The organism is Patescibacteria group bacterium (assembly GCA_035549555.1).
Classification (GTDB): Bacteria; Patescibacteriota; Microgenomatia; order UBA8517; family UBA8517; genus Co84-156.
This window is the reverse complement of sequence record DASZQR010000010.1, coordinates 455,697-467,891: the sequence shown is the minus strand read 5'-3', so window position 1 is coordinate 467,891 and position 12,195 is coordinate 455,697. Positions and strand designations below refer to the sequence as shown.

General features: G+C 30.3%; 13 protein-coding genes. 10 read left to right on the top strand and 3 right to left on the bottom strand.

The genetic code is table 11. The features are described from left to right. Positions 1 to 14: 14 nt before the first annotated feature. Genes VG895_03275 through VG895_03265 form a run of 3 tightly spaced genes read left to right on the top strand, consistent with a single transcriptional unit; the run spans position 15 to position 2,580 of the window. Positions 15 to 914 (top strand): glycosyltransferase family 2 protein, encoded by a 900-nt coding sequence (locus VG895_03275; GenBank protein HWA52047.1) that lies wholly within the window; start codon positions 15 to 17, stop codon positions 912 to 914. Next, positions 911 to 1,828, top strand: coding sequence for a glycosyltransferase family 2 protein (locus VG895_03270; GenBank protein HWA52046.1), 918 nt, complete (start codon positions 911 to 913; stop codon positions 1,826 to 1,828). The genes VG895_03275 and VG895_03270 overlap by 4 nt, the downstream gene beginning before the upstream one ends. Further along, positions 1,825 to 2,580, top strand: a complete 756-nt coding sequence (locus tag VG895_03265) for a glycosyltransferase family 2 protein (GenBank protein HWA52045.1) — start codon at positions 1,825 to 1,827, stop codon at positions 2,578 to 2,580. The genes VG895_03270 and VG895_03265 overlap by 4 nt, the downstream gene beginning before the upstream one ends. Here the strand turns inward: VG895_03265 and VG895_03260 are convergent. Next, a complete protein-coding gene (locus VG895_03260) occupies positions 2,561 to 2,824 on the bottom strand; it encodes a hypothetical protein (protein HWA52044.1) in 264 nt (87 codons plus the stop codon). The two genes, VG895_03265 and VG895_03260, sit on opposite strands and share 20 nt — an antisense overlap. Before the next feature lie 38 nt (positions 2,825 to 2,862). Here VG895_03260 and VG895_03255 point away from each other — a divergent pair, with 38 nt between their 5' ends. From VG895_03255 to VG895_03225, 7 genes are read left to right on the top strand one after another with little or no spacing between them, the layout of a single operon-like run. Continuing rightward, positions 2,863 to 3,876 (top strand): glycosyltransferase, encoded by a 1,014-nt coding sequence (locus VG895_03255; protein ID HWA52043.1) that lies wholly within the window; start codon positions 2,863 to 2,865, stop codon positions 3,874 to 3,876. A gap of 45 nt (positions 3,877 to 3,921) precedes the next feature. After that, on the top strand, positions 3,922 to 5,448 hold the full coding sequence (locus VG895_03250; GenBank protein ID HWA52042.1) for a hypothetical protein: 1,527 nt from the start codon (positions 3,922 to 3,924) through the stop codon (positions 5,446 to 5,448). Between the two features lie 41 nt (positions 5,449 to 5,489). After that, a complete protein-coding gene (locus VG895_03245; GenBank protein ID HWA52041.1) occupies positions 5,490 to 6,377 on the top strand; it encodes a glycosyltransferase family 2 protein in 888 nt (295 codons plus the stop codon). Next, complete coding sequence (locus VG895_03240; protein HWA52040.1) at positions 6,368 to 7,096, top strand: glycosyltransferase family 2 protein; 729 nt, start codon at positions 6,368 to 6,370, stop codon at positions 7,094 to 7,096. The genes VG895_03245 and VG895_03240 overlap by 10 nt, the downstream gene beginning before the upstream one ends. Beyond that, complete coding sequence (locus VG895_03235) at positions 7,093 to 7,653, top strand: alpha/beta hydrolase (protein HWA52039.1); 561 nt, start codon at positions 7,093 to 7,095, stop codon at positions 7,651 to 7,653. The genes VG895_03240 and VG895_03235 overlap by 4 nt, the downstream gene beginning before the upstream one ends. Then, the gene (locus VG895_03230; protein ID HWA52038.1) at positions 7,650 to 9,341 is read left to right on the top strand and encodes a glycosyltransferase family 39 protein; all 1,692 of its coding nucleotides are present in this window, start codon (positions 7,650 to 7,652) and stop codon (positions 9,339 to 9,341) included. The genes VG895_03235 and VG895_03230 overlap by 4 nt, the downstream gene beginning before the upstream one ends. Then, positions 9,338 to 9,715: a hypothetical protein gene (locus VG895_03225; protein HWA52037.1), complete on the top strand. Its 378-nt coding sequence runs from the start codon at positions 9,338 to 9,340 to the stop codon at positions 9,713 to 9,715. Before VG895_03230 ends, VG895_03225 begins: the two co-directional genes overlap by 4 nt. Here VG895_03225 and VG895_03220 read toward each other — a convergent pair. Then, on the bottom strand, positions 9,705 to 11,474 hold the full coding sequence (locus VG895_03220; GenBank protein HWA52036.1) for a glycosyltransferase family 39 protein: 1,770 nt from the start codon (positions 11,472 to 11,474) through the stop codon (positions 9,705 to 9,707). The two genes, VG895_03225 and VG895_03220, sit on opposite strands and share 11 nt — an antisense overlap. Beyond that, positions 11,471 to 12,190, bottom strand: coding sequence for a hypothetical protein (locus tag VG895_03215; protein HWA52035.1), 720 nt, complete (start codon positions 12,188 to 12,190; stop codon positions 11,471 to 11,473). The genes VG895_03220 and VG895_03215 overlap by 4 nt, the downstream gene beginning before the upstream one ends. Positions 12,191 to 12,195: the final 5 nt, after the last annotated feature.

Here is a 12,195-nt window from a genome sequence, read left to right as displayed (position 1 = left end):
GCTACAATTTAAGTGTGAAAAGCAAGATTTCTGTTGTTATTACTGCAGTTGACGGCGAGGAGAAGTATTTGCCGCTTTGTTTGTCTTCGGTTAAGAATATAGCAAGCGAAATAATTATTGTTGATATGAGCGGAGGCAAGAAAATTACTGAAGCTGCCAAAAAATATAAGGCTAAGATTTTTGTTCATGAATTTGTAAATTATGTTGAACCGGTACGAAATTTTGGAATATCTAAGGCAACTGGAGAGTGGATTTTAATACTTGATCCAGACGAAGAGATTAAAAAAGAATTAAAAGAGCGATTAAATGAGATTGTAGAAAATAATGAAGCAGATTACGTAAGAATTCCGCGCGAAAATATTGTTTTTGGAAAGATACTTCATCATTCTCGTTGGTGGCCAGATTATAATATTAGATTTTTTAAAAAGGGAAAAGTTACTTGGGACGAGGTAATTCATAGTGTGCCAATGACAGAAGGAAACGGAATTGATTTGGAAGCAAAAAACGAGTTTGCAATAACACATCATCACTACGAAACAATCGAACAATTTATTGAACGAATGAATAGGTACACAAGCGTTCAGGCGAAACTAAAAGCAAAAGATTATAATTTTAGTCCTCATGATTTAATTGCAAAACCTTCAGCAGAATTTTTAAGTAGATATTTTGCCGGACAGGGATATAGAGATGGAATTTTTGGATTTGCATTATCTGCTTTGCAGGCTTTTTCTGAACTTGTTGTTTATCTGAAAATTTGGCAAATGCAAGGATTTAAAGATGAAGAAATGCAAATCAGTAATGTGATAGGAGAAATTGCAAAACAAAAAAGGGAACTTAATTATTGGGAAAATGATGTGATTATTAAAGAAAATGGCGGTATAATTCCAAGGATAAGACGTAAATTTAAAGTATGACTAAGATCTTCATAATAGTTTTGAATTGGAATCAGCCAAAATTAACAATTGAGACATTTCAGAGTTTACAAAAACTAAAAGTAACAAAAGAATTTCAGGTGAAAATTATAATTGTTGATAACGGAAGCAATGATAATTCTGTTGCTGAATTTAGAAAGTTAAAGCCGGGAAAATTTTCTTTGGAAATAATGGAAGCAGGGCGGAATTTAGGATTTGCTGCAGGAAATAATTTAGGAATGAAATATGCAATCGATAAAAATGCAGATTATGTGCTTCTCGTAAATAATGATGTAATTGTTGACTCAAATTTGCTTACGAATTTGCTAAAAAAAGCAGAAGAAAATAAAAATAACGCGATAATCTCACCTAAGATTTATTTTGCTAAGGGATTTGAATTTCATAAGAAATACAAAAAAACAGAACTCGGGAAAGTTATTTGGTACGCCGGAGGAAAAATTGATTGGAAGAATATTTACGCGACAAATAATGGAGTTGATGAAATCGATAAAAAACAATACGACAAATCGAAAGAAATCGATTTTGCAACAGGAGCATGTATGTTGATTAACATAAAAGCTTTAAAAGAGGTTGGTCTTTTTGATGAGAAATATTTTATGTATTTAGAAGATGCAGATTTATCTGTACGTCTAGGAAAAAAAGGTTACAAAATAATTTATGAGCCAAGGGCATTTTTGTGGCACAAAGTAGCACAATCCTCTGGAATAGGAAGTGATCTAAATGATTATTTTATTTCCAGAAACAGACTTTTATTTGGATTTAAATATGCAAAGATGCGAGCAAAATTTGCATTATTCAGAGAATCTTTAAGATTATTTATAATGGGACGTCACTTCCAGGGAGTTGGAATACGAGATTTTTATTTAAGAAAATTTAGAAAAGGGAGTTGGGAATGATTAGTGCAATTATAATTACAAAAAATGAAGAGAAACATATTGAAGAATGTTTAAAATCAATTAGGTGGTGTGACGAAATTGTTGTAGTTGACACTGGAAATACTGACAAAACAAATGATATTGCAAAAAAATATCATACAAAGATTATTAAATATTTGGGAAATGGAAGTTTTGATGCATGGCGCAACTTAGGAATTAAAAATGCAAAAAGTGACTGGGTATTTTATATTGATGCTGATGAAAGATGTGCTGATAAACTTCAAAATGAAATCTTAGATAAACTTTCTGATATAAGATTTAACGGATTTGCAGTTCCCAGGCGCAATTTTATTTTTGGAAAAGAGTTTAAACATAGCGGACAATATCCAGATTATCAAAAGAGAATTTTTAGAAAAAGTGCTTTTAAGAAGTGGACAGGAGATGTTCACGAAGAACCTCAGTTTGAAGGAGAATTAGGACATATGGAAAATCCTATGATTCATAAAAAAAATATGACTTTGAGCGAGATGGTTGCTAAAACAAACAGTTGGTCTGAAAAAGAAGCGAAATTGATGTATGATGCAAAACATCCAAGAATGAATGTGCCAAGATTTTTTACAGCAATGGCGAGAGAATTTTGGAAAAGGATGATTTTGGAAATGGCGTTTTTAGATGGGCCAGAAGGAATTATCTACGCGATTTATCAGGTATTTAGTAAGTTTACGAGTTATGCAAAACTTTATGAACTTCAAATTAAGAGCAGTGTTGGTTGATTAATTCGGCTAAAAAAGTTTGGAATCTTAATATTAAACTAAATGTTTCAAAAACGAGAGATAAACATTCTTGTTTGTAATATTCTAATTGTTGGGAACTGGTCAGGTTTGGATTTTTACTAATATAAGATGTTGTGATTAAACTTATTGATGCAAGTGTAAACAAACTCTCAGATACTTTATTAGTTAATCGTATTACTTGTACTGGTTTAAAATCTATTTTATGTTCCAAATATTCTTTCATGTTAACAGTATTATATGTTATGCTTGGTTTAGGTTCAAATGAAAGCTGCAATTTTTAATCCCTATTTAGATACTCTTGGCGGAGGAGAGAGATATACAATGGCGATTGCGACTGCACTTCTAAAAAATAATTATGTTGTTGATGTTGAATGGAAAGACAACGAAATTAAAGAAAAGCTGGAAAAAAGATTTGGAATTGATTTAAAGAAAATTAATTTTGTAAAAGATATTAAAAGAGGAGATGGGTATGATATTTGTTTTTGGGTCTCTGATGGGAGTGTACCAGCTCTTCGGGCACGGAAGAATTTCCTTCATTTTCAAGTACCGTTTCAAAGAGTAAATGGACAATCGCTTCTTAATAAATTTAAATTAATGCGTATTAATAAAATAATTGTAAATTCTAATTTTACAAAAAACATTATTGATAAGGAATTCGGAATAAACTCCTTTGTTTTATATCCTCCAGTTGCTGTCGATGATTTTAAAGGAAAAAAGAAAGAAAATATAATTTTAAATGTTGCAAGATTTTCAAATTTAATGCAAAACAAAAGACAAGATGTTTTAATAAAAACTTTCGCAGCTTTTAGTAAAGCGAACGAAAGTTATAAACTTGTTTTGGCTGGAGGAATTGAAGTTGGCGCAGAAGAATATGTAAAAGAACTTACACTTCAAATTAAAGATTATCCTATTGAAATAATTAAAAGCCCAGACTTTAAAACACTTAAAGATTTATATTCAAAGGCAAAAATTTTCTGGTCTGCTAGCGGATTTGGCAGCGATACTCCGCAAAAGAAAGAGCATTTTGGAATTACTGTTGTTGAAGCAATGGCTGCTTCTTGTGTTCCTGTTATTTTTAATGATGGAGGACATCGGGAAATTGTTCAAAATACCGTAAATGGTTTTTTGTGGGATGATGCTCATGAGCTTTATAGATATACTAAAAAAATTTTGGATGATGAAAGTTTAAGAAAACAAATGGCTCTTTTTGCAAGTAAAACAGCACAAAATTTTTCTTATGAAGAGTTTGAGGAAAAGTTTAAACAATTGATATAAATTTATATTGCTTCACTAACTTTTGGGATTTATACTTGAGTAGTTATGAAACGGAGTGTTTTAGTTTTACTTTTTTTAATTTTTATTTTTGGATATTTCCTTCGTATAATGTTTTTGCATAATAACATTTTAACTTTTGGTTATGACCAGGCGCGAGATGCTGTCAATGCTTTGGAGATTGCACACGGACACTTGAAGATTTTTGGACCGCCGGCAAGCCAACCAGGTCTTTTTCATGGCGTATTTTATTATTATGTTTTAGCTCCATTTTATTTAATTGGAAGAGGAAGTCCTATCGTTGCAGCTTACGGAATTGCTCTTATAAATTCACTTACAATTTTAATTGTTTTTTATTTGACATTTTTGATGACTAAAAACATTAAGACTTCTTTGATTGCAGGTTTTCTCTATGCAATTTCTTTTGAAGCCACTCAATATGCAACTTGGCTTTCAAATCCAACACTTGGGATTGTAACGGTTCCATTAATGTATCTGGGGCTTTGGGAATGGATTAATCGTAAAGAAAAATATTGGCTTATTATTGCTGCCCTTGGATTAGGACTCTCGATACAATCAGAAATATTTCTGGCATATCATATCGTTCCCTTAGTGATTTGGCTTTATATTGGACGAAAAAATGTAACAAGAAAGCAATTGATGACTTTTGGCGGAGTTTTAATTTTAACTTTATTAACTATGTTTTTGGCGCAATTAAAATTTGGAATTGTACCAACAATTAACGCTGTTAAAAGCTTGGCAAATGGAGATAACGGAAACTTGGCATATGAAAAATCGATTGGTGATTATTTAATTCTATATTTGAATCAAACTGGAAGAATATTTTCATTTAATTCCTACCCGGGAAATGTGGGATGGAGTTTTGTATTAGTAATTGCAATGGCAATTACAGGAATTATAAAACATGATAGAAAAATATTATTTCTAGATACTTGGCTTTTTTCTCATTTGTCGGTTGTTACAGTTGGAGGAACTTCTACTCCATTTTTAATGGTGGGAATTGGTCCCGCTGTTTCAATTTTGATTGCAAGTTTTATTGGAACATGGATAAATAAAAAATATTACATACTTGCTTTTGCTGTTTTGATTATTTTAATCTATGGAAATATTTCGATGACTATTTCTCAAAATAAAAACGCTGCTACACTTTTTTCAATTCAAAAAGATATGGTTTTAAATAAAGAAATTTCTGCAGTTGATTATACATATAGTAATGCAAATGGAAAACCTTTTAGTGTTAATACTCTTACATCTCCTCTTTGGGTAAATATTGTCTGGTCATATTTATATAAATGGTATGGGCAGGATAAGTATAATTACATTCCAACTTGGCACGGGAGAGGGCAGGAAGGACAAGTGATTGCACTTAATGATGATAATAACAAATGGAATCTGGGATTTTCAATTATTGAACCGCAAGACGGAATACCGCCACAGTATTTGCCAGAATTTATGGGTCAAGAGAATTCCTATTCAAAGATAGTTGGCGAAAAAAGTTTTGGCGCAATTTTGGTACAAGAAAGAGATAAACAGAACTTGAAAATTCTACCTTGAAAGTTATAGGAATGTTAAAATTAATAAATAAAAGTATATAAATGAATATTACAATTGTAATACCAAACTTTAACGGAAAAGAATTGCTTTCTAAGAATTTACCTTTTGTTTTGGATGCTAAAAATAATAAGAAAAATAATATTAAAGAAATTATCATTTCTGATGATGCTTCAACAGATGATTCCATCGAATTTTTAGAAAAAAATTATGAAAAAAAAGTTAGAATAATTTCTCATGAAAAAAATGGCGGATTTGCAGCAAATGTTAACGATGCTGTTACAAAAGCAAAGAGAGAATTGGTTTGTTTGTTGAATAGCGATGTTGTGGTGGGTAAAAATTTTTTGGAAACTATTCAAAAAGATTTTGAAGATAATCAAGTCTTTGCTGTATCTTTACATGAAAAAGGATTTGGCTACGCAAAAGGAATTTTTAAAGATGGTTTTATAATTCATGAAGGTCAATCAGAAAGAAATGGTGTATTTGAAAGTTTTTGGGCAAGTGGAGGAAGCGCTGTTTTTAGGAAAGATGTTTGGGACGAACTTAATGGTTTTGATTCAGAACTTTTCCCATTTTATTTTGAAGATTTGGACTTGTCTTATAGAGCACAAAAAAGAGGTTATAAAATTCTCTGGGATTCAAAGACCAATGTGATACATAAACATGAATCAACTTATAAATTATTGGATCAAAATTATGTAAAGAGAATGCGCGAAAGAAATTATTTACTTTTTAACTGGAAAAACATAACGAGCAATAATTTATCACGAAAACATTTTACTGCTTTGGTGAAAAAAATATTTATGCATCCTGGATATTTAAGAATAGTGTTTATGGCAATGGCGAAAAGAAAGGAATTACATAAATCAAGAAGTATTGAACTTAAAAATTCTAAGGTTAGTGATGAAGCAATTTTTGCAAAATGGAATTAAGCATAATTATTGTTAATTTTAAAACGGATAAATTGGTTGCTGATTGTGTTGCCTCAATCAAAAAAAATACAAAAGTGAAACATGAAGTGATTGTTATTGATAACAGTATTGATAATAAAGGGTTTGCAAAGGCAAATAATATCGGAATTGATAAAGCAAAAGGGAAATATGTTTTGCTTTTGAACTCTGATACTGTTGTTAAAAAAAATGCGATTGATAAACTTCTAGAGTTTGCAAAAACAAAAGATGATGCCGGAGTTATTGCTCCAAAACTTTTAAATAAAGACGGAAGTGTTCAAGATTCTGTTTTTTATTTCCCAACAATAGTCAATGCAATAAAAGAATTTTGGTTTGGCCAGAAAGGACTATTTGGTTTGTATGTTCCAAAAGTTAATGAACCAATTGAAGTTGATGCAGTTGTTGGTGCTGCCTTTTTAATTACACCAAAAGCACTTGAGAAAGTTGGTAAATTAAATGAAAAATATTTTTTTTATTATGAGGATTTAGATTATTGTAGGGAAATTTGGAAAAGCGGACTTAAAGTTTACTATTTGCCTGATGCCGAAGTAATTCATTTGAAAGGTGCAAGCGGAAAAAGTTTGGCTAATGAAGATCAGCAATGGAAAAGATTAATTCCTTCAAGTAAAATTTATAATGGATTAGTTAAATATTATATTTTGTTTTTTATTATGTGGATTGGACAAAAGATAGGAAAATGAAAAATGCACTAATTATTCATGGAGTTTGTGACGAAGAAGAATATTTTAATGAAAAATATCCATCTCTTTCTAATTCTCATTGGTTTCCTTGGCTGCAAAAACAATTATTAATAAAAAATATTTTTACCCAAACTCCGGAAATGCTAGAGCCTTGGAAATTAGATTATTCAAAATGGAAAGAAGTATTTGAGAAGTTCGACGTAAATGAAAATTCTATTTTGATAGGTCATAGTTGTGGTGCAGGATTTTTAGTTAGATGGCTTTCTGAAAATAAAAAATATATAGATAAGTTAATTCTGGTTGCACCTTGGATAGATCCAAACCAGAAATGGTCAAAAGATTTTTTTAATTTTGATATAGATCTTGGTATGACCGATCGTGTAAATATAATTCATATTTTATTTTCTAAAGACGATGATCAAGATATATTAAAATCATTTGAGATAATAAATAAAGTCTTAATAAATGCGAAAATACATGAATTTAAAGATAAAGGCCATTTTACATTGGAGGATATGAAAACAGATAAATTTCCAGAGCTTTTAGAATTAATATGAAAATATTTAAAAATTCAAAATTAATTTTAGTTGGAGTATTAATAATTGCTTTTATTTTAAGAATTTATCAAATAGATAAAGTTCCTGTAAGTCTTTTTGGGGATGAACTTGATTTGGGTTATCAGGCATATTCAATCTTGCATACTGGCAAAGATTATTATGGAAACTCATGGCCTCTACAATTTCATTCGATTGCTGAATATCGAACGCCCCTTTATTTATATTCTGCTGTGCCGACAGTTGCAATTTTTGGAATTTCTCCGCTTGGAGTAAGACTTCCGGCTGTAATTTTTGGATTGCTGGGAATTTGGGCCCTTTATTTATTAACTAAAGAATTAACAAAACGAGAAGACCTAGCGTTAGTTGCTGCAGCAGTCTTAACTTTTTCTCCATGGGATTTACAATATTCAAGAGCTGGTTTTGAAGTTACAGAATTACTTTTCTTTTTGATAATTGGACTTTACTTTTTCTTTAAGGCAATTAATGGCAAAGGGAAATATTTATGGATTAGTGTAATCTGTTTTATTATTTGTCCCTGGATTTATAGTACAGCAAAACTTTTTATCCCGATTTTGTTTGTGTTTTTATTTGTTGTTTATTTTAAAGAAATTTTTAAATTAAATCGAAAATATATTATTTATACAATTATTGCAGGACTTTTGATGGGATTGCCTCTTACTTATTCAATTTTAAAAACTCCACAAAGATTTGATTATATCAGCGTTTTTAGTGATTCAACAATGCAGGGAAATATCGGAACTTTGAGAGAGCGAGATCTTGCGATGGGAGAAAGCAGTTTTGTTGCAAAGATTTTTGAAAATAAATTTACATATTTGGGGAAAGAAGTTCTAGAGCATTATGGACAAACTTTGTCTGCTGATTTTTTCTTTAACCAAGGAGATCCAAATTTGAGACAGTCGCCAACTGGAATGGGGGAGTTTTATAAAATTGAAGCAGTTTCAATGATTGCAGGAATTGTTTTATTTTTTGCGCTATACAAAGACAAAAAGGCAAAACTGTTAATTGGATTTTGGGTAGTTGTTGGAGTTCTTCCGTCTGCATTAACTCGTGACGGAGGAAATCATGCAACAAGACTTATTTTAATTTTGCCGCCATTAACGTTTTTAATTGCTTATGGAATTGTTGAAGGCATTAAATTATTCAAAGGAAATTACAAGAAACTGGCTCTGATTTTTTATGTAGGAGGTTTTTTGCTTTGTTTTGCAATGTATATTCATAATTATTACGTGCATTATCCCTGGGATAGCGAGATTTGGTGGCATGCTGGATACCAAGAAGCGATAACTGATGTAAAAAATTTACAAAAAAATTATAAAACTGTTGTTATTTCGACAGCGAACGAACCGCCTTGGATATTTTTTGCCGCTTGGTATCCTTATCCGCCAGCAGACTGGCAAAAGAATTTTCCAATTGGAAATGATGTCGAATTAAAGGGTTTTGGAAAAGTTTCTCATATTGATAAGTTTTATTTTGGAACACCAGAAGATTCTGGAATTTATAACATTGGTAAAGATCTTAGTCCACAAACTTTATATCTTGCTGATGCAAAAGAAAGCAATGTCGATTTTATAAAAGAACCAAATCGTGTACCGAAAGATTTAGTACTTCTAAAAGCAATTGCATATCCATCTGGAGAACCTGCGTTTTACATTTTTACTGGGAAATGAAATTGGGGAATAAAAATAAGTTTGTAAAAGGAAATATAAAAGATAATTCTGTAAAAGGTTATTTTGTTGGGAGATTTTTGGATGATAAAGGATTTCCATTACAGGAAACAGATGAAGTAGAAATTGCATGGAAAAAGTTAGGACCAGAAGATAGTTATGTTGAAGGCCATTATCATAAAGGCGGAGTTGAAATTAATATAGTTATTGACGGCAGTTGTTCGATGGTTGTAAATAAAATAAAAGTTGAGCTAGTAAGAGGAGAATTCTTAATTGTATACCCGGAATCCATTTTGAGTAATTTTGAGGTTAAAGAAAGTGTTGAAATGATTGTGGTGAAAGCTCCTAGTGTTTTTGATGATAAATTTAGTGTTTAAGAGTTTTTGGATTAGTTTCTACAATTCTTAAATCAACATCTCCATCTGGATAGTTTATTTGTTTTATTAAAGTTAAATTGTGTTCTTTGATTTGTTGCAAGGAAATTGCAAGTTCATCTCCAATTAGATATTGTTTAACTAATAAATCATGTTGCCAATCAATCGGACGAGTTGTTATTTTATTTCCATTTGGAACTTCTATAATTTTGTTTTTATTTCTTGTCATATTTGTATAATATTCGTTTAATGGTACTTCGAAATTTTCTTTTTGATAAATTACTGGATCTGCTTTTAAGAAAAATGCTAATTGAATATATGGTTCGTTTCGAGAATTATCTACAACTATTGGTAAATTTTGAGAGTAACCATCGCTTTGCGATGTAAAAGTTTTGATGATATTTGTTGCTTGTTGCCATCCATAATCCCAATCTTCTCCTCTGTAATGTTCATTTAAGATAATTACTGAACTATATAATTTTAGTAGAGAGTAAATAATTACAAAGATAAAAGTTAGCCAAAAAATAAATTTATAATTTTTATTTTTCACGGACGAAGTCCCGCAAGCTTTGCTTATTTTGTTATAAATTTCTACAATGCTTAGTGCTATTAAAATATTTAATGGAATTACCATTTGCAATGATCGGATTGTTGAATAAGGATCTCGAGTTAGTGCAGCAGGGATTGGCGCGATTAATAAAAATGATATGACAAAAAATCTTAGTTCCTTTAATTCTTTTTTCTTTACTATTAAATATAATCCATAAATATAAAAAGGAAATTGCCAGACAAAAAAAGTTGCAAGCTCTGGAAAAGAACTCCTTGGGCCAGAATCACCAAGAATAAACATTTCTCGAGGAGAAAAATAAGAAACATATAAAGAACCAAATTCCTGTAATGATAGAAAGATTTTGGAATTTATTATAAAGCCAAATGGTCCTTTGTAGTTTTCAATAAACCCTGCGGATTCTTTGACAGTAAAAATATTTAAACCACCCGCTCTTGCTAGAAAACCAGGAGTTGTGGCGATGGATAAAGTTGGTAAGGTAATAATGAAGCCAATAGTTCCAGCAATTATTATATATTTAAAATATTTTTTAGAAAACAAAGTTTTTCTGAAACGAATAATAAGAATTAAAATCATTAGAGGGGTAACGATTCTTTGTGCATGATATGCAGGAAGCGCAATTGCGAAAAAAAGCGCTGATAAAATTAATAATTTGGGACGATGTGATTTGTAAGCAGAGCTTGTCTTGCCTATGGCAAGATAAAAAAATAAACAGCCAGTCAAAAAGAAAAATAATGCTACATTGCATTCAAAATTGGTGCGGCCAAACAAAATGTGCCAGGGAGAAATTGCTAAAAGCAAACAAGTAATTGATGAAAGCAAAAAATGAGTTTTCTTTTCCTTTTGTGGAATTAATTCTTCAAGTAGCAAATACAAAACTGGAAAAGTGAGCATACTAAAAAAGAAGGAAGGAAAACGGACAGTAAAAGTTGTTAAACCAAAAATTGGGATTAATGGAACTATTAAATATATATAAACTGGAGTTTTAAAATCTGTGAAACTTCTAAAAACTATCGGAAAAGATCTGCCAAATTCATCTTTGCCTGTTTTTAAAATAGAATATGCCGAGTAGCCTTGACCTGCCTCATCAAGATAAAGCCCTGCTGGTGCTTTTCCTAATAAATAAAATCTTGTAATAAACGCAAGTAAAATTGCGAGACTAAAAATTAAGAATGGTAAATATTTCTTTATCATTTAAGTAAGATAATTCGTGTTATTTCAAAACAGGCAAATACAATGAAAATAATTTGGTAATATTTTGCATATTTAAAATTTTTATCAAAAACACTTAATCCATAAATAATTATTATTGATAATGGTAGCCATAAAATAAAATCGTTTCTATCGAAATTTGTTACTAAACTAAGATTAATAATTGCAGCAAATAAAAATGAGAGTAGTATTTTTTTGTGTTTAAAATTTTTTATGAAATATAATCCCACTAATAAAAATAGCAATGAAAGAAACGGAAATTTTTTTAGATTTTGATTGTCTAATGATATTTGCCTTGGCGCGAAACCAAAAAAATAATTATTTGGGTCGATTAATGCAAAAAAGTTATTTTCAAATTTTGTGACTGGAATTTGTAGTTTGTTTTGGAATAATCTTGCTGTAAAAATATTTGGATATAATTTTTGTTCTTGTAAAATCTTCTGCTGACTTTGGTAATCAAAAGTAAAAATTGACTGACCGAAAAATGGTCTAAAAAATATTATTAAAGGGATTAAAGAAATCAAAAGTAGTTTCGGTTTTTTGAATTGGAAATATATTAATACAAATAAAAGAGGCAAAATTGCGAATTTTGGATCAAGAGGTAGTAAATAATGAGTAAAATCTTTGAAAGTATTATTTACAAATAAGAAGAGTGGCCAAGTAATTAAAATTAAAAAGATACCAATTTTTCGTAGCATTAGTG

Bases quoted from the DNA above. Each gene is read 5' to 3' on its own strand.
- VG895_03220 (HWA52036.1), bottom strand. From the start codon at position 11,474: ATGATAAAGAAATATTTACCATTCTTAATTTTTAGTCTCGCAATTTTA.
- VG895_03245 (HWA52041.1), top strand. From the start codon at position 5,490: ATGAATATTACAATTGTAATACCAAACTTTAACGGAAAAGAATTGCTT.
- VG895_03215 (HWA52035.1), bottom strand. From the start codon at position 12,190: ATGCTACGAAAAATTGGTATCTTTTTAATTTTAATTACTTGGCCACTC.
- VG895_03230 (HWA52038.1), top strand. From the start codon at position 7,650: ATGAAAATATTTAAAAATTCAAAATTAATTTTAGTTGGAGTATTAATA.
- VG895_03225 (HWA52037.1), top strand. From the start codon at position 9,338: ATGAAATTGGGGAATAAAAATAAGTTTGTAAAAGGAAATATAAAAGAT.
- VG895_03235 (HWA52039.1), top strand. From the start codon at position 7,093: ATGAAAAATGCACTAATTATTCATGGAGTTTGTGACGAAGAAGAATAT.
- VG895_03250 (HWA52042.1), top strand. From the start codon at position 3,922: ATGAAACGGAGTGTTTTAGTTTTACTTTTTTTAATTTTTATTTTTGGA.
- VG895_03255 (HWA52043.1), top strand. From the start codon at position 2,863: ATGAAAGCTGCAATTTTTAATCCCTATTTAGATACTCTTGGCGGAGGA.
- VG895_03270 (HWA52046.1), top strand. From the start codon at position 911: ATGACTAAGATCTTCATAATAGTTTTGAATTGGAATCAGCCAAAATTA.
- VG895_03240 (HWA52040.1), top strand. From the start codon at position 6,368: ATGGAATTAAGCATAATTATTGTTAATTTTAAAACGGATAAATTGGTT.
- VG895_03265 (HWA52045.1), top strand. From the start codon at position 1,825: ATGATTAGTGCAATTATAATTACAAAAAATGAAGAGAAACATATTGAA.
- VG895_03260 (HWA52044.1), bottom strand. From the start codon at position 2,824: ATGAAAGAATATTTGGAACATAAAATAGATTTTAAACCAGTACAAGTA.